Origin of the sequence: Pontibacter sp. E15-1, assembly GCF_022601975.1 — a bacterium.
GTDB lineage: Bacteria > Bacteroidota > Bacteroidia > Cytophagales > Hymenobacteraceae > Pontibacter.
On the sequence record NZ_JAKVIR010000008.1, the window covers coordinates 71,884 to 92,705 of the forward strand.

The following is a 20,822-nucleotide window of genomic DNA, read 5'->3' on the forward strand; positions in this document are numbered from 1 at the left end:
TAAGTCATTTCGTCAACAATGCATATGGAATTATGTCATCAATGATACATTTGCACTTAATAAGTGCAACGGTGATATAAATTTTTATTTAGTTAATATTAAAACTTGATATTAAGAAGGTTATATAGTAAAACAAGGAATCTCTAGGTTAATAAAATGTAAATAATTTTATTGATTAATTACAGATTATGAATAGATTATAAAATATAATTTTAAAACAAAATATTTTTTTACAAGTATAATTTATATAATTATTTGAATTAAAAATATAAAACAGTAAACATATAGTTACATAAGAGATGTATTCATAACATATATAAAACTTTTAATATAACAACTATGGCCAAGCAAAACGAACTTATAGATATTGTAGTCACTTCTTCAGAGTTAGGTGCATTCGAATATGGAAATAAAATGTACAAATTCTGGGAGCTACTAAATAATGTTAAAAAAAATCCTCGTGAATGGCAATTCCGATACAATCCTTTATTTATCCCTGAAGTTAAAGAAGACTATCAAATTGCTATCGAAAGTAAGCCTATTGGAAAAAACGGAACATGGCGAACAGCCTTCACGATTTATTTAGACACTCCCGATGCTAGAAGAACAGCATATATGACTGTCTGTAGATATAAAGATAAAGAAGCATCACTTATTCAACCTACGAGTGTATTTGTTCTACCAATTCACGAGGTAAAAATTGATATACCTGATCTTAAATATCTTTATCCTAGTGCTCGAATCCTTGACAATTTATTCAATTTCGATTCTTCTGCAGATGAATTTACTATCGTTATCGAGTCACCAAACGAAGAAACTGCTCTTACACTTGAGAAAGATATACTACAAATGACAATTGAGTATTCTTTCAATTTTTATGTGCGGGATATACAGCAAAACTGGGTTAAGTTCTCAATCAAGACTTTGAAGGAAAGTAAACTGTTTATTGAACTCAGTGGTCAAGCAGTAAAATATATACATAGAGATGACTTAAGAAAGTTATTAGAAAAAGTTACTAATCAAGTTGATTTCAATGCAATTATAGAAAAACCAGAAGACTTTGAAGAGAAACTTCTTGACAAACTGCTAGCGCGCTGGAATGCAGTAGAATCATCAAGTAGTTTTGATGAGATTAAATGGCAATCTACATATAACAAAGATGACCTTAAGCCTGATGTAATTACCAAAGAATTAAATGAAATGTTCTCAAAAGTAGAAAACGAAGAGAATTGGAAGTATAATACTAGTTTTTCCTCAGAAACTAAAGTAGGTTTATTCGATTGGTTAAGTGCTGAAGGCAATATACAAGGAGTTTATACTAATGAAGGACTCAAAAAGCTACTTAATGAGCATAATGTCAAAGTAGAATTTGAAGGGACAAAGATTGTTGTTAAATCTATTGAGTTAAATCAAATAAATATCTCGGATTTCAACGAAGAAACAGATATTCTAAGCGTAAAAACTTATATGGGACCAAATGAAAATATGGAACTTAAAGGCTTTATTGAACTTAATCGAATAGTACCACTTCAAACATTATACCCCGATTTATCATTTCAAGTTTCTAGAATCCGGAATCAAATTTCTGAGATACTAAATGATATTGTGCCAGTTGGTAGCATATTACCATTTTTTGGAACATTGGAGCAAGCAGAGCAATTAAAGAGTAAAGGATGGTGGATATGTGATGGGCGTATTATTGATGATCCTCAATCAATTCGAAACAATAGTCCTGCACCAGACTTAAAAAATAAATTCCTAATGGGTGATTCGACACATAATAAACTTGGTGGAGCAATGAGTCACTCTGTTAGTGGAGTAGTGGTAACAAGTTATACAAATGGCTGGCATGAAACTGTGAGAAGTCACACGGACCCATCTCTAGTTGTACATGGTCCTAATGGATGGGTAACAGGTGCTCCAATTAGAAGTTCTGGCATCATTCCTAGTTTTGATATTCCAATCGTACCGCCCTATTGTACAGTAATTTATATTCTCAAAACACGATAGAATTAAAATACACATATTGAAACTGTTTAGAGTTTTCTGTGAGAGCAAAAAAGTTTTCTATAAGAACAGAAACACCTGTTCAAAACACCTTTTTAAGCTACAATTGTTTCAGTATCTTTACATATCAAGATATAAATAAGCCCTTTAACTGCTACTGCTATTTATTTGAGATTGAAAAATAGCCAAACCCAGAAACTCTAAACTGGTTCTTTACCATATCCACTACATCACAATGATTTTTTTGAAGGGTCGTTAATGCTAAATCGATAGGTTTTAATGTTTTTCATTTCAAAGAAATTGAATTTCTAAGTTCTCGCTACTTGCTATATGTAAAACAAAGTACTATGATCAGTATTTTTGTGTATAACAAATTTTGTACACAAAACAAAAAAACCCTCTTTACATAGCTGCAAAGAGGGTTTCTAATACTTAAATGTGATCCCGTTTGGATTCGAACCAAAGACCTACTGCTTAGAAGGCAGTTGCTCTATCCAGCTGAGCTACGGGACCATTGTTTCCGGGGAAGCGATGAACTTCCCGTAAACAAAAAATTTCGGAATTGCTTCCGAAATTTTTACGTCGGGGTGGCAGGATTCGAACCTACGACCTCCACATCCCAAATGTGGCGCGATACCGGGCTACGCTACACCCCGAACTAATGCCTTCAACGCCGGGAGCGTGTTTTAAGGACGCTGTTACTGTTGAACGCGGTGCAAAAGTAAGCGAAGATTTTGAATTGTCAACATAATATTCAAAATAATTTTCGCTTGCGGAGAGGGGGGGATTCGAACCCCCGGTACCCTTACGAGTACGGCAGTTTAGCAAACTGCTGGTTTCAGCCACTCACCCACCTCTCCGTGGCTCATCCTGCTAATGAGGATACAAACATACTACTTTACCTTTTGCCCTGCAATAGCGGCTGTTAAAATTTAGTTCCCTTTCGCGCAATTTCCAAAGCCCGGCTCTGGTAACTAATTGATTCCTTTCGGCTTGCTGACGGCATATTTTTTCGTTTTTTTTATGCGCGGCCACCTCCTTCGGGCTATCCGCGGCATAAACGCGCCGCGCCTGCCTGTCCGGCAAAAGAAACCGGCCCCGGGTGCCCGCAGGAACACATTTTTGTGCAGGGGGTTTTCTATATTTGTATGTGTATGGCCCGGCCCCTGGTGGTTGCCCGTGCCATACCCTTTACGCAGACGCCTTAAAATGACCTGGTACCAAACCCTGACCTTGCTTGAGCTTGTCTTCGGCGCCCTTTTCTTTGGGTTGTACGTGGGCTATCTGCTGCGCGTGCGCCGGGTGGCGCGCTTCTTCGGGCAGCGGCCGCACATCGTCTGGTTCAAGTTCGTGCTGCGCCACCTCTATGCCCTGCTCCTCGTGATCGCCATACTGGGGCCGTCGTTCGGGGCGATGAAAAAGGAGATCAGGACTATTGGGAAAGACCTGTACATTGCCGTGGACCTCTCGCAGTCGATGGATGCCACGGACGTGCCCCCCTCGCGCCTGGAGAAGGCCAAGCACGAGATCCAGCGCCTCATCACGCGGTTCAACTCTGACAGGATCGGGCTCATGGTCTTTTCGGACGAGGCCTACATCCAGAGCCCGCTCACCTACGACCAGAACGCGCTGCAGCTCTATACCCAAACCCTCCGGACGAGCCTCCTCCCCCATTCCGGTACCGACTACGGCCCCGTGCTGCAGCTTACGCTGGCGAAGCTGAGCCAGCTAAATAGGCCCGAAACCACCGAGCAGAAAGCCCGCATCCTGGTGCTGATCAGCGATGGAGAGGATTTTGGCGGAGACGTGGAGGCGCTGGCCGTACAGCTTCGGGAGCAGAACATCCGGGTGTATACGCTCGGCGTGGGCACCCTGGAGGGTAGCCGCATTCCGGTGGGGCGCGGCTTTAGGCGCGACAGCGAGAACCGCCTCGTCACGACCCAGCTGAACCCCGCACCCCTGGTGCAACTGGCCGACCTGACGGGCGGGCAGTACTTTGAGGTAAGCGACCGGGTGAGCGAGGTAAGCCGCCTCATCACGGCCATCAACAACATTGAAGGCGAGAGGCGGGAGAGCAAAACCATTGATGTGACCGCCAACAAATACGTGTACCCGCTGGCGCTGGCGCTGGCGCTCATCGTGCTGGATGTATTGATCACGGTAAAACTGATCCGGATATGAAACTCGTGTTCCTGCTTGTTTTCCTGATCAGCTTCTTTGGTGCCGGGCTCAACACCATCTCCCGCGTAAACGAGTATGCCCGGCAAGGGGCCGCCGCCTTCCAACGGCAAGAGTATACCGAAGCCATTGTCGCCTACAACTACCTGGTGCATGAGCTGGGCGTGCAGGACGACCAACTGCAACTGAACCTGGCGCACGCATACTACAAGGCGAACATGTGGCCGCAGGCCCAGGATGAATACCGCGTGCTGGCCAGCCACCCGAGCCACCATTTGCGGGCCGTGGCGCACCTGCAGCTCGGCAACATCGCGGTGAAGTATAAAAAGTATGCCCAGGCGCTCCCCCTCTACAAAGCCGCGCTGATAGCCGAGCCGGAAAATGACGCGGCACGTTATAATTATGAGTTGTTGAAAAAGTATGTGGCGCTTCACCCGCAGGCGCAGGAAGACAGCGACCGGGAGCAGTTGCCCGACAACCCGGAAAACCCTGCCCCGGACAGCCTGACGACACCGCCGCCCGCCGCCGAAGCGTTGGAGCCGCAGCCCCGGAAAAAACCCGATGCCGGGGGCAACCTGGAAGAGGAAACCGACAAACCCCAGGAAGACCGGAACGGGCAGCAAGAGCAACGCACAGGCACAAGCCCGAAAGAGAACGCCGATGGCGAAAAGGAGCGGGAACAGCAAAGCGGCACCGAGGCAGGCGATGTGGAAGGACTGAACCCCGCAGGGCAGGCAGATGCCCCGCAACAGCAGCGCGGCCGGAGCGCCGAGAATGCCGCAGCAGACGACCCGCTGGCGCAGACGCGCCGCACACGCCTGCAACAAATGAACATGAGCCCCGAAAAGGCCCGCCTGCTGCTGGATGCCATGCGCAACGCCGAGCTGCAGTATATACAGCAGCTTCCCAAAAAAGCATCAAAAAAGCCGGACACCGCTAAACCCGATTGGTAAGCGCCAACACCATAACATCCGACACATGGACACAGCAGAACATTACCGCCGGCTCGAACGGGTATACCACCAGGCAAACGTGCAGGAGCTTTTTACGGGCAGCACCATTGCCGTGCAGCACGCAAAGGCGGAGCTCACGCTGCCGGTGTCGCCCCGCTATTTTCATGGGGCCAACGCCATACATGGTTCGGTATACTTCAAGCTGCTGGATGATGCGGCCTACTTTGCGGTGGCCTCTGTGGTGCAGGATGTGTTTATCGTGACCTCCTCCTTCCAGCTCAATCTCACCCGGCCCGTAACGGGCGGGCTCCTGAAAGCCGTCGGGACGATCAGGACCCAAGGCAAGCAGCTGTTTGTAGCCGAAGCGACACTATACAACGAAAGCGGCAGGGAGGTGGCCTTTGGCACCGGCCAGTTTATGCGCACCGCCCAGCCCCTCACCAGCCTCAAGGGGTATGCAGAGGAGCTATAAGCTCGATCCTGGTAGAGCTATTCCGGCCCCGGATGTATAAGCGCCTGCTCAAAACCTCGACTGCTTCCTGACCAGGCTGCAAATCGAAAGCACGTGGATATACCCTCACATGAAACACCGGGTCTTCCCCTGTCCTCGTTCATCTCGGCCACCGGCCATACCTCAACCACAGAAAAGCAAAGGCCGACCAAACCTGCGTCGCCGCGTAAAACAAGGTATAGCAGCCACGGCCCGGCTTGCCTAACGAACGTTTGGTAATCTCCCGGAATCGTGCTAACTTCACAGGACAAAATCATTTAGTGTAAAATTATGCAAACCAAAGAAGTATATATTATTTCGGCTGTCAGAACGCCGATTGGCAGTTTTGGAGGCGCTTTGGCCAGCCTTACGGCCACACAGCTGGGTGCCGCAGCCATCAAAGGGGCTCTTGAAAAAGCCGGGGTAGACAAGGACCTGGTGCAGGAAGTGATCATGGGCAACGTGATATCGGCAAACGTGGGCCAGGCCCCTGCCCGCCAGGCGGCCGTGTACGCCGGGCTTGGCTACCAGGTGGAGTGCACCACCGTGAACAAAGTGTGCGCCTCAGGCTCTAAGGCGATCATGTTTGCGGCGCAGGCCATTATGCTGGGCCACAAGGATGTGATTGTGGCGGGAGGTATGGAAAGCATGTCGAATGTGCCGTATTATCTTGACAAAGCCCGTTTCGGTGCTAAGCTTGGCCACGGCCAGATGACAGACGGCTTGCTGAAAGATGGCCTGTGGGACGTATACAACGACTTCCACATGGGTAACGCCGCCGAGAACACGGCCCGCGAGATGAAGATCACGCGCGAGATGCAGGACGAGTACGCGATTGGCTCTTACAAGAAAGTGGCAGAGGCCAACGAGGCCGGGCTGCTGAAAGACGAGATCGTACCGGTAGAGGTGCCGCAGCGCGGCAAAGACCCGCTGGTGATCTCGGAAGACGAGGAATTCAAAAAGGTAAACTTCGAGAAGATTGCAGGCCTGCGCCCCGTGTTCGACAAGGCGGGCACCGTGACAGCTGCCAATGCCTCTACCCTGAACGACGGTGCCGCGGCACTGCTGCTCATGAGCAAGGAGAAAGCCGAGGAGCTGGGCCTGAAGCCGATCGCGAAAATCCTGGGCTTTGCAGACGCGGAGCAGGACCCGATCTGGTTCACCACTACCCCATCATTGGCCATACCGAAGGCACTCAAAAACGCCGGCGTGGATGCCTCTGACGTAGACTTCTATGAGATTAACGAAGCCTTCTCTGTCGTATCCATCGCCAACAATCAGAAGCTGGGCCTGGAAGGCGGCAACGTGAACGTGTTTGGCGGCGCGGTGTCCCTGGGTCACCCGCTGGGAGCCTCAGGTGCCCGGATCCTGGTGACGCTTTGCAACGTGATGGACAAGAAAGGCGGTAAGATCGGCGTGACCGGTATCTGCAACGGCGGCGGCGGCGCTTCGTCTATCGTGATCGAAAAGATGTAATTTCGCCTTTGGGCATATAATTTGACAGGAGCCTTACGTTCATGACGTAAGGCTCCTTTTTTTGTAGGATACGTGACCATCCGGATGCATTTTTGCCCGTTTGAATTCTTGCGCCCTGGCTTTTGTTAGTTTTCGGGCAACGCTCCTTTTATCACATTGGTTTGGTTGCCGTAGTATTTTATCGCTGTTACTATATGTATAAATCACTGCTGACCCTTTTCTTGCTGAGCCTCCCCTATACCTTTGCCTCGGCCCAAACCAAAATCGTCACGTACCACGATGGCGCGCACACGGCGGTAAAGGAGGTATACTTTATTACCCCCGACTCCGCCATTGTCGGTTATTATACCCGCTACTACCCTACCGGGGAGCAGGAAGCGCTCATGAAATTCGTGGAGGGGAAAAAGGACAGTGTGTATACCGAGTTCTACCCGAACGGCACCCCCAAACTGCAGCTAACCTATGTGATGGACCAGAAGCAGGGCCCTTTTAAAGCCTATACCCCCGATGGCACCCTGCTGCAGGAAGGCAACTACGAAAACGACAAACAGAGCAAGCTGTTCCGGACGTTTTATGAGAACGGCACGGTGAAAAAAGAGACGGAGTTCGTAAACGGTTTCCCCGATGGCCTGGTGCGCGACTATTACCCCTCCGGCAAAGTAAGGTCTGAGATCACGTACAAAAACAGCAACCAGAACGGTCCGGCCAAAACCTACTACCCGAACGGCAACCCCGAAACAGAGGCCAACTACCGCAATGGCATGCTGGAGGGATCTTATAAAACCTACTTCGACAACGGCCAGGTACAGACAGAGGTGCAGCATACCGCCGGTGAGAAACAAGGCCGTTTTAAAAGCTACTACCGCAGCGGCAAACTGAGCACCGAGGGCAGCTTTGTGGCGGGCAAAACGCACGGCGCGTCCAAGGCATACTACGAAAACGGAAAGCTGCGCAGCGTGATCAACTACAAGAACGGCAACCCGACCGGGCTCACGCAGTTCTACTACGAGGACGGCACCTTGCGCGAGGAAGCCACCTACAGCAACAACGGCAACGACAGCAAGCTGACCTCCTATTATCCGTCTGGCCATATAAAGGCAGAGGAACAGTTTAAGGACAAGAAGCAAACCGGCAACTGGAAGATTTACTTCGATGCCCCCGGCAAAAAGGTGCAGCTCAGCGAGAGCTTCAGCAACAACAAACTAACCGGCGAGCGCTTGCTATACCACGAAAACGGCACCGTGAAAACCAAGACACTGTATGAAGCAGGGAATATTGTGGGCATCAGTCAGGAGTTCTACCCTTCCGGCAAGCTAAAGTCAGAAACAAACCACAAAGACGGCCGCCGCTTTGGCCCCTACAAGCAGTATTTCGAGAGCGGCAAAGTGGAAGTAACCGGCCAGTTCCGGAACAACCGCGAAACCGGCAACTGGAAATACCAGGACGAGGCAGGCAAGACGCTCAAAACCGTGGTATACCGCAACGGGGTGGTGGTGGAAGAGAAATAAATCCTCAGAAAAGCACCAAGGAACGGGTGCTTTTCTTGTTTCAGGGTATAGGATATATAGACATATAGTATACCCAGCTTCAGAACATTCACAAATTTACACATGTTTGTTGCATTAGAACGTCTGCTGCTTTGAAAATTGTAAGCTGGAATTGTAATGGCGCATTTAGAAATAAGTTTGAGCATCTCATCGAGTTTAAAGCTGACTTATATATAATTCAAGAGTGCGAAGACCCCGCGCGAACCCCTCATAAAGCCTATCAGTTATGGGCTGAGAATCATCTATGGATTGGAGACACGAAAAACAAGGGCATAGGTGTATTTGCATCCAAAGATATTGACCTAAAACCCTTGAATTGGAGCAACGCCTTTCAGGATCACCATGTGAAACACTTTCTCCCTTGTACCATAAATAACAATTTTGACTTATTGGCAGTTTGGACACACCAAAATAACTCTCCAAATTTTGGGTACATCGGCCAACTATGGAAATACCTTCAAGTCAACAAGCATGAATTATCTAACGCTATAATTGCAGGGGATTTCAATAGCAACGCTATCTGGGATCAATGGGACAGGTGGTGGAATCATTCGGATGTCGTGAACGAGTTAAGGCTAGTGGGCATGGAAAGCCTTTATCATACCTATACAGGGGAGGATCAGGGCAAAGAGACACAGCCAACTTTCTATGTTCATCGGAATCCGGAAAAGCCATACCATATCGATTATGTTTTTGGCAGCAAGGAATTCTCAGACAAGTTAACTGAAGTCCGATTAGGGCAAAGAGATCATTGGTTAACAGTAAGCGATCATCTGCCTTTAATCTGCGAGTTTGATTTATAAGTTTCTATTCAATCGAACCTGACATCACAATTATATTTGTTAACTCAGAATCCCCTACGCCTCTCTCCCCTGAGGCGTTTTTTGTGTCCAATCTACCACCGGTGCATCAGGCGGCATTTTTCTCAACAAATTCACAAACCGATTTTTCCACAGAAAACCCGCAAGCGCTGAATCACTTAGCTATTTATCCACGGATTCCGCTCCTTTTTTTGATTTTTAATTCCTAAATCTTCAAATTACCTTCGTAACCTAAACACGAGGAGCATGACCCAAAACGGACTGAAAACCGACATCCGAACCGACTGGAGTCTGGAGGAGATAAAAGCGATTTATTATAAGCCAGTGCTGGAGCTGGTCGTTGAGGCGGCCAATGTGCACAAGCAATTCCAGGCGACCGGCGAGGTGCAGGTATGTACCCTTCTTTCCGTGAAAACCGGCGGCTGCTCCGAGGACTGCGCGTACTGTCCGCAGGCGGCACGGTACAACACTGGCGTAGACGTGCACAAACTCCTGACGCAGGAGCAGGTGCTTACTTCTGCCCAACGCGCGAAAGAAGGCGGGTCTACCCGTTTTTGCATGGGCGCTGCCTGGCGCGAAGTGCGCGACAACCGCGACTTCGACAAGGTGCTGGACATGGTGAAGGGTGTGAACGACATGGGCCTGGAGGTTTGCTGTACCCTGGGTATGGTAAACGAGTACCAGGCAGAGCGCCTGAAAGAGGCGGGCCTGTATGCTTACAACCACAACCTCGACACCTCCGAAGAACACTACGATAAGATCATCACAACCCGTACCTACGACGACCGTCTGGGAACGATAAACAACGTGCGCAAAGCAGGTATCTCGGTTTGCTCCGGCGGCATTATTGGCCTGGGCGAGACGGACGAGGACCGCATCGGAATGCTTTATACCCTCTCCACGATGGAGAAGCACCCGGAATCTGTGCCGGTAAACGCGCTGGTGCCCGTAGAAGGCACGCCGCTGGCTAACCAGCCGCGCGTGTCGGTATGGGAGATGGTGCGCATGATCGCGACGGCCCGTATCCTGATGCCGCAAACCATGGTGCGCCTGTCGGCGGGCCGCGAGCAGATGGACGTGACCGAGCAGGCACTTTGCTTCCTGGCTGGCGCAAACTCCATCTTTACCGGAGAGAAACTGCTTACCACGCCAAACCCCGATTTCGATCAGGACAAGGCAATGTTCGCGCTGCTGGGACTATCCCCACGCAAATCATTCAAAGAAGAAGTAGTAGACGCTGGATGCTAGACGCTAGACAATAGGCTTTCCATTTCTGTTAAACGCAATTCGTGAAAGTCTGAAATCTAACGTCTTATGGCTAACGTCTCAAAAAATAACGCCTTAAAAAAGCTGCAGGATAAGCTGACGGAACGGGCGGCGCAAGGCAACTTGCGCCAACTCAAAACCACCACCGGCCTTACCGACTTCTGCTCGAACGATTACCTGGGTATGGCCCGCTCCGAAAAGTTGCGGGCTGCCATACAGGCGGCGGAGCAGCACTACAGCCATTTACCGTTGGGGGCAACCGGCTCCCGGCTCTTGTCTGGCAACCATTTACTGTTTGAGGAACTGGAGGAAACGATAGCCCGCTACCACCACGGAGAGGCCGCGCTGCTGTTTAACTCGGGGTATGCGGCGAACGTCGGGCTGCTGTCTGCCCTGCCACAGCGCGGCGACACCGTGTTTTACGACGAGGCCAGCCATGCCTCGATGAAAGACGGCCTGCGCCTGAGCTTCGCGAAGAGCTACAGCTTCCGGCACAACAACCTGCAGGACCTGAAGCAAAAGCTGCAGCATGCTACCGGGCAGGTATACGTGGTGGTTGAGTCGGTGTACTCGATGGAAGGCGACAAAGCCCCGCTACAGGAGTTGGCACAGCTATGCCAACAGGCAGATGCCGCCCTGATTGTTGACGAGGCTCATGCCGTCGGCCTCTACGGACCGAAAGGCGAGGGAATGACCGTGGCCTTGGGTTTGCAGGAGCAGGTGTTTGCGCAGGTCATCACGTATGGCAAGGCCATGGGCGCGCACGGAGCCGCCGTGGTCGGGCCGCAGGCGCTCCGCAACTTCCTGATCAATTTCAGTCGGGCGTTTATTTATACCACTGGGTTGCCAACCCATGCGCTGCTGGTCCTGAAATGCGGCTATACCCTGCTGCCGGAAATGGATGCCGAGCGGCAAAAGGTTAAAATGCTGGCCGGGCATTTAGCTACCCAACTGAACAAGATAGCAGGCATTCGCTGTCCCGCCGCCGAGAGTGCGATTCTCTCAGTGTTTGTGGACGAAGGCGGCAGCGCGAAGCTGAAAGACCTGGCTTTGTTTTTAGAGAAGGAGAAATTTGATGTGCGCCCCGTGCTCAGCCCCACCGTGCCGAAAGGCCAGGAGCGTTTGCGGGTGATTGTGCATGCCTATAATACATTACAGGAAATTGAAGGCCTCGCGGAGGCCATAGCCCAAGGAAAATGAAAAGCTACTTTATCACAGGCATCGGAACGGATGTAGGCAAAACGGTTGCCGCCGCCATCCTGACCGAGGCGCTTCAGGCCGATTACTGGAAACCTGTGCAAGCAGGTGGCCTGGATTTCACAGACACCGACACTGTTATGAGTCTGGTATCTAACCCCGTATCCCAATTTCACCCGGAAGCCTACCGCCTGAAAATGGCCGCCTCTCCACACCGCGCCGCCGCTGCCGAGGGTATAGAGATTGATGTGCACGGCATGCAGCTGCCCCAAACCGAAAACAACCTGGTGGTAGAGGGTGCCGGCGGACTGATGGTGCCCATCAACAAGCGCTTCCTGATGCTGGACCTGGTGCAGCAACTCGGGCTGGAGGTGGTGCTGGTTTCCCGCAACTACCTGGGCAGCATCAACCATACACTCCTGACGGCTGAAGTGCTGCGCTACCGCAAAGTGCCGGTGGCGGGTATCATCTTCAACGGCGAGGAAAACGCAGCCTCCGAGGATTTTATCATCAACTATACCGGCCTGCGCCGCCTGCCCTCTATCCGGCAGGAAGCCGATTTCTGCAAAGAAGCCGTGGCAAAATACGCCGAGGACTTTAAAGCCTGTTTGTAAATACACCGAGGTATAATTTGATATAACCTGTACGCTCAATTTGCCCATACTTCAACATAACCGTCCCTGCTGTGTTCTTTATACCAGCAAGGACGGTTATTTAAGTTTTAAGCGTTACAATACTGAATCTAAACAGGAAATTACCCAATATTATTAATCGAGAAAGATTTTTTACTTTATAGGAAATTCCCCTCCTCGGAGGGGCAGGGGTGGGTTTTCACATTATCAAGCTGTAACCCAATCTCTAATTCAGAAAAACGATACCAGAACACTATGAACTTAGCACAACGCGACCAGAACGTTATCTGGCACCCTTATACCCAGATGAAAACCGCCGCCCTGCCTGTGCCGATAGTGCGCGGAGAGGGTGCGGTGCTGTATGCCGAGGATGGTACAAGCTATATAGATGCCGTGGCCTCGTGGTGGGTGAATCTGCATGGGCACGCACATCCTTACATCGCCAAAAAGGTAGCGGAGCAGTTGCAAACGCTGGAGCACGTCATCTTCGCGGGCTTTACGCATGCCCCTGCCGTAGAACTTGCCGAGCGTCTCCTTCAGATTCTTCCCAAGGGCCAGAGCCGCCTATTTTATACCGACAACGGCTCTACCGCCGTGGAAGTGGCCCTGAAAATGGCGATCCAATACTGGAACAACCTCGGCACACCTAAAAAGAAGATCATTGCTTTCCGCGATAGCTACCACGGCGACACGTTCGGGGCCATGGCCGTGAGCGCGCGCAGCGCTTTCACGGCTCCCTTCTGGCCATACCTCTTTGAAGTGGAATTTGTGGATGTGCCGGTGGCGGGTAAAGAAGAGCAGACGATCAGGCAATTTGAAACGCTTGCTACCGGCGATGACGTGGCCGCGTTTATATATGAGCCACTGGTGCTAGGCACCGCGGGCATGGTGATGTATACCCCCGAAGTGTTAGATAAACTCCTGTACATTTGCGAGGAACACAACATCCTGACCATTGCCGATGAGGTGATGACGGGCTTTGGGCGCACGGGCCATACCTTCGCCTCGGCCTATATGCGGCACCAGCCGGACGTGGTGTGCATGTCCAAGGGCCTGACGGGCGGCACAATGGCCTTGGGCGCAACCTCCTGCAACGAGAAAATCTACGAGGCTTTCCTGCACGACGACAAGAGCAAAACCCTTTTCCATGGGCACAGCTATACCGCTAACCCCGTAGCCTGCGCCGCCGGGCTTGCCAGCCTCGACTTGCTGGTACAGGACGAGACGCAGCAAAGCATCCGGCGCATCAGTCAGCGGCATGCAGCTTTTGCAGGGCGCATCCAGCATTTGCCCTACATACAGGAGGTGCGCCAGCGCGGCACTATCTTAGCTGTCGAGTTCAACGACGGTACCAGTTCCTACTTTAGCGACCTTCGGGACACCTTGTATAGCTTCGCTCTGGACCACGGCGTTATCCTGCGCCCGCTTGGCAATATCATCTACATCATCCCGCCCTACTGCATCACCAACGAGCAGCTGGAGCAGGTATACCAGACTATCCTGGGGATGCAGGAAGTAGTTAGTGGCACCAACCCATACCCCCGCCCCGACAAGACTGTGCTGCACGATTAATTCTTCACCCTCTGTTCACCTGCTTTGCCTGCTCCTCTAACTGGGGGCGGGCAGACAGTTTGCGATTTTCCTGTACCTTTGCCCGCGCATGGAAGCTGCGACATCATATATCGTCATCCGGGGAACCGGAGTCATTTCCCCGCTCGGGCATAATGCCCATACCGTGGAGGCTGCCTATCGGGCAGGTATACCGGCTTTTACTTCTGTTGCGCATCAGGGGCAGCTACTGCCCATTGCCGCGCTGCCTGATGCCGCAGAGCATGCGCTGCAGCAACTGCTTCAGGCAAATCCAAACTACAGGCAACTCGACCGCTCTGTTCTGATGGCCATTTATGCCGCGCGGCAAGCAGCTTCAGAGGCAGGCTGGCTGAATGAGAGCGAAAACCCTGCGGATGACCTGGCCGTGAACATTGGCTCATCGCGTGGGGCTACCGGCTTGTTTGAACAGCATTTCGACGCGTTTCAGCAAGGCCACACAGTTTCCTCAAGCGCATCGCCCACCACTACCCTGGGCAACCTCTCGAGTTGGGTGGCCCACGCCGTAAACGCGGGCGGCGCGCAGATCAGCCACTCCATAACGTGCAGCACGGCCCTGATGGCGGTAGCGAATGGCGTGGCGTGGCTGAAGGCGGGGATGGCGCAGCGCTTTTTGGCCGGTGGCACCGAGGCACCGCTCACCCCCTTCACGCTTGCCCAGATGAAGGCCGTCGGCATTTACTCCAAACTGGCCGATGCCCCCTTCCCCTGCCAGCCCTTTGCCGTGGAGAAGCAGAACACCTTCGCCTTGGGTGAGGGGGCTGCGGTTTTCGCGCTGGAGCAGGTGGCGGCAAGTCAGTTGCAGCCGGGCAACTGCGTGATCGAGGCGGTGGGCTTTGGCTTTGAGAAGCTTGTGAGTAAAACGGGTATTTCCGCGGCGGGGGAGAATTTCCAGAAGGCGATGCGGCATGCACTGGCACAGCTACCCGAGCACGACCGCCACGTAGACCTCATCATTACCCATACCCCTGGCACCCGCGCCGGCGACAGCGCCGAACTGGCTGCCATCCAAGCTGTTTTTGGGAACCACATGCCTGCCATCACCACCAACAAATGGCTGATCGGGCACACGTTGGGTGCCTCCGGGGCACTCAGCCTGCAGTATGCCACCGCTATCTTGAGCGGCCAACGCCACACAGCCCTCCCATACCCTGCTCTCCTTCCTTCCTCATCACAACCAGCGCACTATTCGCGCATCCTTATCAATGCCGCTGGCTTCGGCGGAAATGCGGCTAGCATCCTTATTAAGTTAGTATAATATAACTTATCCTACATACATCTGCTTGCCACAATATTTGGCATGTGCTATGCCTGTGCGGTATTTTCTAATATCTGGACAAATAATTCGCTTTATCAACATTCTATATTGTATATAACACATTATGCATGTGTTACTAATTAAACCCGATATGCCCCTAAAACATTCCTGTAAGTCTTTAGCCGCATCCTTGCGATAATAATTATTTTTCGTTCAGAATTAATTACACAAATCTAATATCTATACACTTAAATATACTACTTTTAAATATGCTAAATTTTATATTCGTTCACATTATAGCATAAAAAACATAATACTTTTACGAATTCTATGTGCTCCTCTCTGCCTTTGGCTTAGGCATTATAGCCGACATCAAGCTGAGCATATCGGAGATTTCCATTCTCAGTGCACAAAGCGGCATGACGGGCACAGTGTCCGATGTGTGCGGGGTAAACTTCGCTGGCACATAGAATGGCGATGCACGTAATGCCTGGATAGATGTGATAAACACTTTCCCTTAGTTGAGCCTGAATGAGTTGAAAAACAGCAGGATTTCTACTACGCAGCTATCTAAAGCTCCAGTTGGCTGTCACAAACCAAAACGCACTTCAACCCGGAAACTATACCTTCACGATGCGCACGACTGACACAAAAGGTGCAACTACGGATGTGCCGCTTCTCGTTCGGATGTATTCTGCCTCAAGTCAACCTGCGCCGTATGCACCGCTCCCGGTAGAGCTGGCCTATTTTACCGCCAGCGTACAGCACTCCTTCGTGACGCTGCAGTGGCTCACTGCCACCGAGACAGACAACAAAGAGTTCGTGGTAGAGCGCAGCACCGACGGTAAAGTGTTCAGGGCCATTGGCACAGTAGCGGGCAGCGGGAACAGCAGCACCAAAAACAGGTATAGCTTCGTGGACCGCAACCCGCTTACCGGGACGACCTACTATCGCCTGAAGCAGGTAGATTTCAGCGGAGAGCATGAGTACAGCCGCGTGATAGCCGTGGGCACCCAAGGCGTTGCCGCCCAACTGCGCCTGCAGGCTTATCCGAACCCGTTCGACGCCGCCTTGAACGTGACTGTAACCGCCTTGACCGACAGCAAAGCCACCCTGCAACTGTTCGACCTGCAGGGCAAGGCGCAGCAAACGCAGCAAGTGATGCTCCAGACAGGCGTGAACGAATGCACGATGCAATTGGGCACCTTAACGAAAGGCATTTACCTGCTCAAACTCTCAGGCAACGGGGCAAACGGCACGCTTAAAGTGCTGAAGAACTAAGGGATGTATACCCCCGCCCCTAAAAAAAGAGGCTACCCCCACTGGGCAGCCTCTTTTTTTAGGACAATGCTTTAGAGATATGAAACATGTTGCGGTGTTTTTTGCTATTTTTGCGATATAACTATCATTCATTTTTCAATTATATAAATGAGAATACTGAAGTTCGGCGGTACCTCTGTGGGATCTGCTGAGAGAATGAGGTCGGTTTCTGCGCTCATCCAGAGCGGGGAGCCTAAAATTGTGGTGCTGTCTGCCATGTCGGGCACCACCAATGCGTTGGTACAAATAGCCGAGACGCTGTACCAGAACAAGAACAAAGAAGCCAATGCGCTCATCGACGCGCTGCACGATAAATATAAACAGGTGGTGGAGGAACTCTACACCACCGCCGACAAGAAGAAAGAAGCCAATAGCCTGCTGACAACCCATTTCGACCACCTGCGCGCCTTCACCCAAGACCTGTTCACGATACACGAGGAACGGGCGGTGCTGGCGCAGGGCGAACTTTTGTCTACAGCCCTGTTCCAGTTTTTCCTGGAGGAGAACGGCATCCCGTCGGTGCTGCTTCCGGCACTCAACTTCATGAAGATCGATGAGAACGAGGAGCCGGATGCCCCATACATCGCGAAGCAACTGAAAGTGGAGTTGGCCAAATACCCGGAGGCTACGCTGTTTATCACGCAGGGGTATATCTGCCGCAACACGTTCGGGGAGATCGACAACCTGAAGCGGGGCGGCTCGGATTACTCCGCCTCCCTGATCGGGGCTGCCGCCGACGCAGACGAGATCCAGATATGGACCGACATCGACGGCATGCACAACAACGACCCGCGCATCGTGAAGAACACCTACCCGATTGCGCAGCTGTCGTTTGACGAGGCGGCGGAACTGGCTTATTTCGGGGCCAAGATCCTGCACCCGAGCAGCGTGACACCGGCCAAGCAGAAAAACATACCGGTGCGCCTGCTCAACACCATGGAGCCGGAGGCCAAAGGCACGACCATTTCCGCGGAGCGGGTGGGCGGTAGCATCAAGGCGGTGGCGGCAAAAGATGGCATCACGGCCATCAAGATCAAATCGGGCCGCATGTTGCTGGCCTATGGTTTCCTGCGCAGCGTGTTCGAGGTGTTCGAGCGGTATAAAACGCCGATCGACATGATTACCACCTCCGAGGTAGCCGTGTCCCTGACCATCGACAACGACAGGTTTCTGGACGAGATCGTGGCGGAGCTGGAGAAATTTGGCCAGGTAGAGGTAGACAAGGAGCAGACCATCATCTGCGTGGTAGGCGATTTTATTGCCAAGGACAGCGGCCCCGGCTTGCGGATTTTTGAGTCGCTGAAGGAAATCCCGCTGCGGATGATCTCCTTCGGTGGAAGCCGCAGCAACATCAGTCTGCTGATAGACACCGGCAACAAAGTAGAGGCCCTGACAAAACTGAACGACGGAATTTTTGAGAGAAACAAAGCGAATGCTTAACCTGAACTTAGAGGAGTTGCAACAGCACCCCACTCCTTTTTATGTATACGATTTAAACCTGCTGCGCCAGACGCTGCAAGCCGCAAGGCAGGAAGCTGACAAGTATGATTTCCATGTGCATTATGCCCTGAAAGCGAATGCCAACACCCCTGTGCTCGACGAAATGCGCCAAAACGGCTTTGGTGCCGACTGTGTGAGCGGCAACGAGATACGGGCAGCCATCGAGAATGGCTTTGCTTCGAAAGAAGTTGTGTTTGCCGGGGTAGGCAAATCAGATGAGGAGATAAACTACGCCCTGGAGCAGGACATCTTCTGCTTCAACTGCGAGTCGAGCCACGAGTTGGAGGTACTGAACGAGCTGGCAGCTAAAAAGGGCAAGGTGGCGCGCATCGCGCTGCGCATCAACCCGAACGTGAACGCCAACACGCACAAGTACATCACCACCGGGCTGGAGGAGAACAAGTTTGGCATCAATGCCTGGGAGCTAGAGCATGTGCTTGCACAATTGCAAACGCTCTCCAGCATCGAGCTGATCGGTATCCACTTCCACATCGGGTCGCAGATCACGGACCTGTCGGTGTTTAAGAACCTGTGCACCCGGGTGAATGAGTTCCAGGAGTGGTTCCTGGCGCACAACATCCAGCTTCAGCACATCAATGTGGGAGGCGGCCTGGGCGTGGATTACTATCACCCGGAGCAGCAGCTTATACCTGACTTCGAAGCTTACTTTGGCCTTTTTAACCAGTTCCTGGAAATCAGGCCGGGGCAGGAAGTGCATTTTGAGCTTGGTCGTGCGCTGGTGGCGCAAAGCGGAACACTTATTTCGAAAGTGCTATACATCAAGAACGGGCAGAACACCAACTTTGCCATTCTGGATGCCGGCATGACCGAGCTGATCCGTCCGGCGCTCTACCAGTCATACCACAAAATCGAAAACCTGACCAGCACCGCTGCGGAAGTCCGTTACGATGTGGTGGGCCCGATCTGTGAGTCTTCGGATTGCTTTGGCAAGGCGGTACTGCTGCCCGAAACGAATCGCGGCGACCTGATCGCCATCCGGACAGCAGGTGCCTATGGCGAGGTGATGGCCTCGGGGTATAACCTCCGCAACCGCGTAAAGGCGGTATACCTACACTAACGTGCTCCGGTATTTCTGAATCGGTCGTTTCCCGGATCAGATAGAAAACAAATCGGCCCCGCTTCCAATAGGGAGGCGGGGCCGATTTGTTTAGTAAAAGTACAGATCTGATTTACTGTGTGTATAGAATACCGCTAATTTTTGGTTCGCACGAAGTCTGCATTTGCACGCACAATTCCGCTCTCGCCTTGTAAAAATTCAGCCAGCGCCAGCGCATCGCTTGTCGCATTCTTGTTTAACCGCAGCACATATATATGCTCTGTAAGTGCAGGCAGCACTTCGGCATTATACTGATCGGCCAGTTGCTGCAAAGCATTCTCTCCCCCCTCCTCAATCGTCACGGTAAGTTCGTTGGTAAGGCCGAGCAACTGATCGCCCTGCATAAACAGGGGGCTGGCATAGCTCACATCCGGGTTGTCGGCCAGCAGATGAAGCGCCTCCTCAACCTGGCTGCAGTTTAATCCGGCCACCAGTTCCAGGCGATACAGTTGTGCCGAGTTGTCAAGCACTTTTGCCTTTTGCTGCTTTACAAAATCGTACGCTGCCAGGCTTTGCTGCTGCTGTGCCGAAGTAAGTCCATCTTTAAACGAGACAAGCACCTCCCTGGTAAAAACCATACCCAGCGACTTCTGTTTCTGGTCCTGCGAATAGGTATAGGTTTGGCAAGCCGAGTTGGTTTGCGCTCTCAATAATTTTGGCCCGCCCTTTATGTTTCGAATGGGCGCAGGGCCATCTTGCCTGCATGAAGAAAACACAAAAATAAACAGGATGCAGATAATGTAAGGAAGGGTATATCTTTTCATGTCCGTACAAAATAAATCGTCTTCAGAATTATTTATATGTACGACCAATCTGAGTTTAAAGCTGTAAAAACATCAATTTCTATAGATTAATATATATTTAATTTACTGTATTTAAAATAAAAGCACACAAAATTGGGTTATATTTAGCAAAATTGAATTTTACCAGATATAAAAACACGTCAATTCAAGGTATGCGTGCTCTCGGGTATAGCTTTATATACGCAGCCCCATAAAGGCTAACTTGTGCAGTAGTGCAGGTTTGCCGCTACCTATACGGCCATCGTAAGTAAAGAACCTTGCTATCATGCAAAAGCCGATGACACGGCTGGCCTAATACCATTATCGAATAGATTTTGCGCTTTGAAGTATTTTCTGCAGTGTTTACTATCTGCTGTTACAAAACGCCCTCTTTTGTCCCCCTTGGGGGTAGGGGCCCTCTAAGAAGAAGGGGGTTAGGGGGATGACACTCCCTGCGGACATTCATATGTGTGGTATTTTAGAAGCTGTTTCTCATCAAGCAAGAGCAGTAAAGGTACTTCCGCCCGCCTTTCATCCCCCCTGCCCCCTTCAAAGGGGGACTTTTACGAACTGTACGGCTCTCTTGTATAACAGCAGATTTGACTGTGCAAAATATGTTTGATAGTGGGATATAACTGCTCTTCAAGAAAAGCAAGGTTATGCCTCAGTA

General features: G+C 51.1%; 17 protein-coding genes and 3 tRNA genes. 16 read left to right on the top strand and 4 right to left on the bottom strand.

What is annotated here, in order from left to right; translation table 11 throughout:
- Window positions 1-339 precede the first annotated feature (339 nt).
- Window positions 340-2,010, top strand: a complete 1,671-nt coding sequence (locus tag MKJ04_RS07030; RefSeq protein ID WP_241640849.1) for a hypothetical protein — start codon at window positions 340-342, stop codon at window positions 2,008-2,010.
- A gap of 436 nt (window positions 2,011-2,446) precedes the next feature.
- On the opposite strand, the gene MKJ04_RS07035 is transcribed toward MKJ04_RS07030, so the two are convergent.
- The 3 genes from MKJ04_RS07035 to MKJ04_RS07045 form a co-directional block, all read right to left on the bottom strand.
- Window positions 2,447-2,520: transfer RNA gene (locus tag MKJ04_RS07035), tRNA-Arg, on the bottom strand.
- A 69-nt stretch (window positions 2,521-2,589) separates the two neighbouring features.
- A tRNA-Pro gene (locus tag MKJ04_RS07040) sits at window positions 2,590-2,663 on the bottom strand.
- Window positions 2,664-2,780: 117 nt separating this feature from the next.
- Window positions 2,781-2,867, bottom strand: a tRNA-Ser gene (locus MKJ04_RS07045).
- A 349-nt stretch (window positions 2,868-3,216) separates the two neighbouring features.
- On the opposite strand from MKJ04_RS07045, the gene MKJ04_RS07050 reads away from it, so the two are divergent.
- The 15 genes from MKJ04_RS07050 (at window position 3,217) to lysA (ending at window position 19,331) form a co-directional block, all read left to right on the top strand.
- Window positions 3,217-4,188 carry a VWA domain-containing protein gene (locus MKJ04_RS07050; protein WP_241640856.1) on the top strand — a complete coding sequence of 324 codons (972 nt, stop codon included), beginning with the start codon at window positions 3,217-3,219 and terminating at the stop codon, window positions 4,186-4,188.
- A complete protein-coding gene (locus tag MKJ04_RS07055) occupies window positions 4,185-5,138 on the top strand; it encodes an aerotolerance protein (RefSeq protein ID WP_241640858.1) in 954 nt (317 codons plus the stop codon). Before MKJ04_RS07050 ends, MKJ04_RS07055 begins: the two co-directional genes overlap by 4 nt.
- Before the next feature lie 25 nt (window positions 5,139-5,163).
- Window positions 5,164-5,610 carry a PaaI family thioesterase gene (locus MKJ04_RS07060; RefSeq protein WP_241640860.1) on the top strand — a complete coding sequence of 149 codons (447 nt, stop codon included), beginning with the start codon at window positions 5,164-5,166 and terminating at the stop codon, window positions 5,608-5,610.
- 309 nt (window positions 5,611-5,919) lie between these two features.
- On the top strand, window positions 5,920-7,104 hold the full coding sequence (locus MKJ04_RS07065; RefSeq protein ID WP_241640868.1) for an acetyl-CoA C-acyltransferase: 1,185 nt from the start codon (window positions 5,920-5,922) through the stop codon (window positions 7,102-7,104).
- A gap of 194 nt (window positions 7,105-7,298) precedes the next feature.
- The gene (locus MKJ04_RS07070; RefSeq protein ID WP_241640870.1) at window positions 7,299-8,612 is read left to right on the top strand and encodes a toxin-antitoxin system YwqK family antitoxin; all 1,314 of its coding nucleotides are present in this window, start codon (window positions 7,299-7,301) and stop codon (window positions 8,610-8,612) included.
- A 131-nt stretch (window positions 8,613-8,743) separates the two neighbouring features.
- Window positions 8,744-9,454 (top strand): endonuclease/exonuclease/phosphatase family protein, encoded by a 711-nt coding sequence (locus tag MKJ04_RS07075; RefSeq protein ID WP_241640872.1) that lies wholly within the window; start codon window positions 8,744-8,746, stop codon window positions 9,452-9,454.
- A gap of 264 nt (window positions 9,455-9,718) precedes the next feature.
- Entirely contained in the window at window positions 9,719-10,720 is a 1,002-nt protein-coding gene (bioB, locus tag MKJ04_RS07080; RefSeq protein ID WP_241640880.1) for a biotin synthase BioB, read from the top strand.
- Window positions 10,721-10,786: 66 nt separating this feature from the next.
- The gene (locus tag MKJ04_RS07085) at window positions 10,787-11,938 is read left to right on the top strand and encodes an aminotransferase class I/II-fold pyridoxal phosphate-dependent enzyme (protein WP_241640888.1); all 1,152 of its coding nucleotides are present in this window, start codon (window positions 10,787-10,789) and stop codon (window positions 11,936-11,938) included.
- Window positions 11,935-12,549, top strand: a complete 615-nt coding sequence (bioD, locus tag MKJ04_RS07090) for a dethiobiotin synthase (protein ID WP_241640890.1) — start codon at window positions 11,935-11,937, stop codon at window positions 12,547-12,549. The genes MKJ04_RS07085 and bioD overlap by 4 nt, the downstream gene beginning before the upstream one ends.
- Before the next feature lie 273 nt (window positions 12,550-12,822).
- Entirely contained in the window at window positions 12,823-14,139 is a 1,317-nt protein-coding gene (bioA, locus tag MKJ04_RS07095; RefSeq protein WP_241640891.1) for an adenosylmethionine--8-amino-7-oxononanoate transaminase, read from the top strand.
- Between the two features lie 88 nt (window positions 14,140-14,227).
- Window positions 14,228-15,433 (top strand): beta-ketoacyl synthase N-terminal-like domain-containing protein, encoded by a 1,206-nt coding sequence (locus tag MKJ04_RS07100; protein ID WP_241640892.1) that lies wholly within the window; start codon window positions 14,228-14,230, stop codon window positions 15,431-15,433.
- 332 nt (window positions 15,434-15,765) lie between these two features.
- Window positions 15,766-15,903: a hypothetical protein gene (locus tag MKJ04_RS07105; protein WP_241640893.1), complete on the top strand. Its 138-nt coding sequence runs from the start codon at window positions 15,766-15,768 to the stop codon at window positions 15,901-15,903.
- A gap of 112 nt (window positions 15,904-16,015) precedes the next feature.
- Complete coding sequence (locus MKJ04_RS07110; RefSeq protein ID WP_241640894.1) at window positions 16,016-16,714, top strand: T9SS type A sorting domain-containing protein; 699 nt, start codon at window positions 16,016-16,018, stop codon at window positions 16,712-16,714.
- 147 nt (window positions 16,715-16,861) lie between these two features.
- On the top strand, window positions 16,862-18,193 hold the full coding sequence (locus MKJ04_RS07115; protein WP_241640895.1) for an aspartate kinase: 1,332 nt from the start codon (window positions 16,862-16,864) through the stop codon (window positions 18,191-18,193).
- Window positions 18,186-19,331, top strand: a complete 1,146-nt coding sequence (gene lysA, locus MKJ04_RS07120) for a diaminopimelate decarboxylase (protein ID WP_241640896.1) — start codon at window positions 18,186-18,188, stop codon at window positions 19,329-19,331. Before MKJ04_RS07115 ends, lysA begins: the two co-directional genes overlap by 8 nt.
- A gap of 134 nt (window positions 19,332-19,465) precedes the next feature.
- On the opposite strand, the gene MKJ04_RS07125 is transcribed toward lysA, so the two are convergent.
- The gene (locus MKJ04_RS07125) at window positions 19,466-20,134 is read right to left on the bottom strand and encodes a S8 family serine peptidase (RefSeq protein WP_241640897.1); all 669 of its coding nucleotides are present in this window, start codon (window positions 20,132-20,134) and stop codon (window positions 19,466-19,468) included.
- Window positions 20,135-20,822 lie beyond the last annotated feature (688 nt).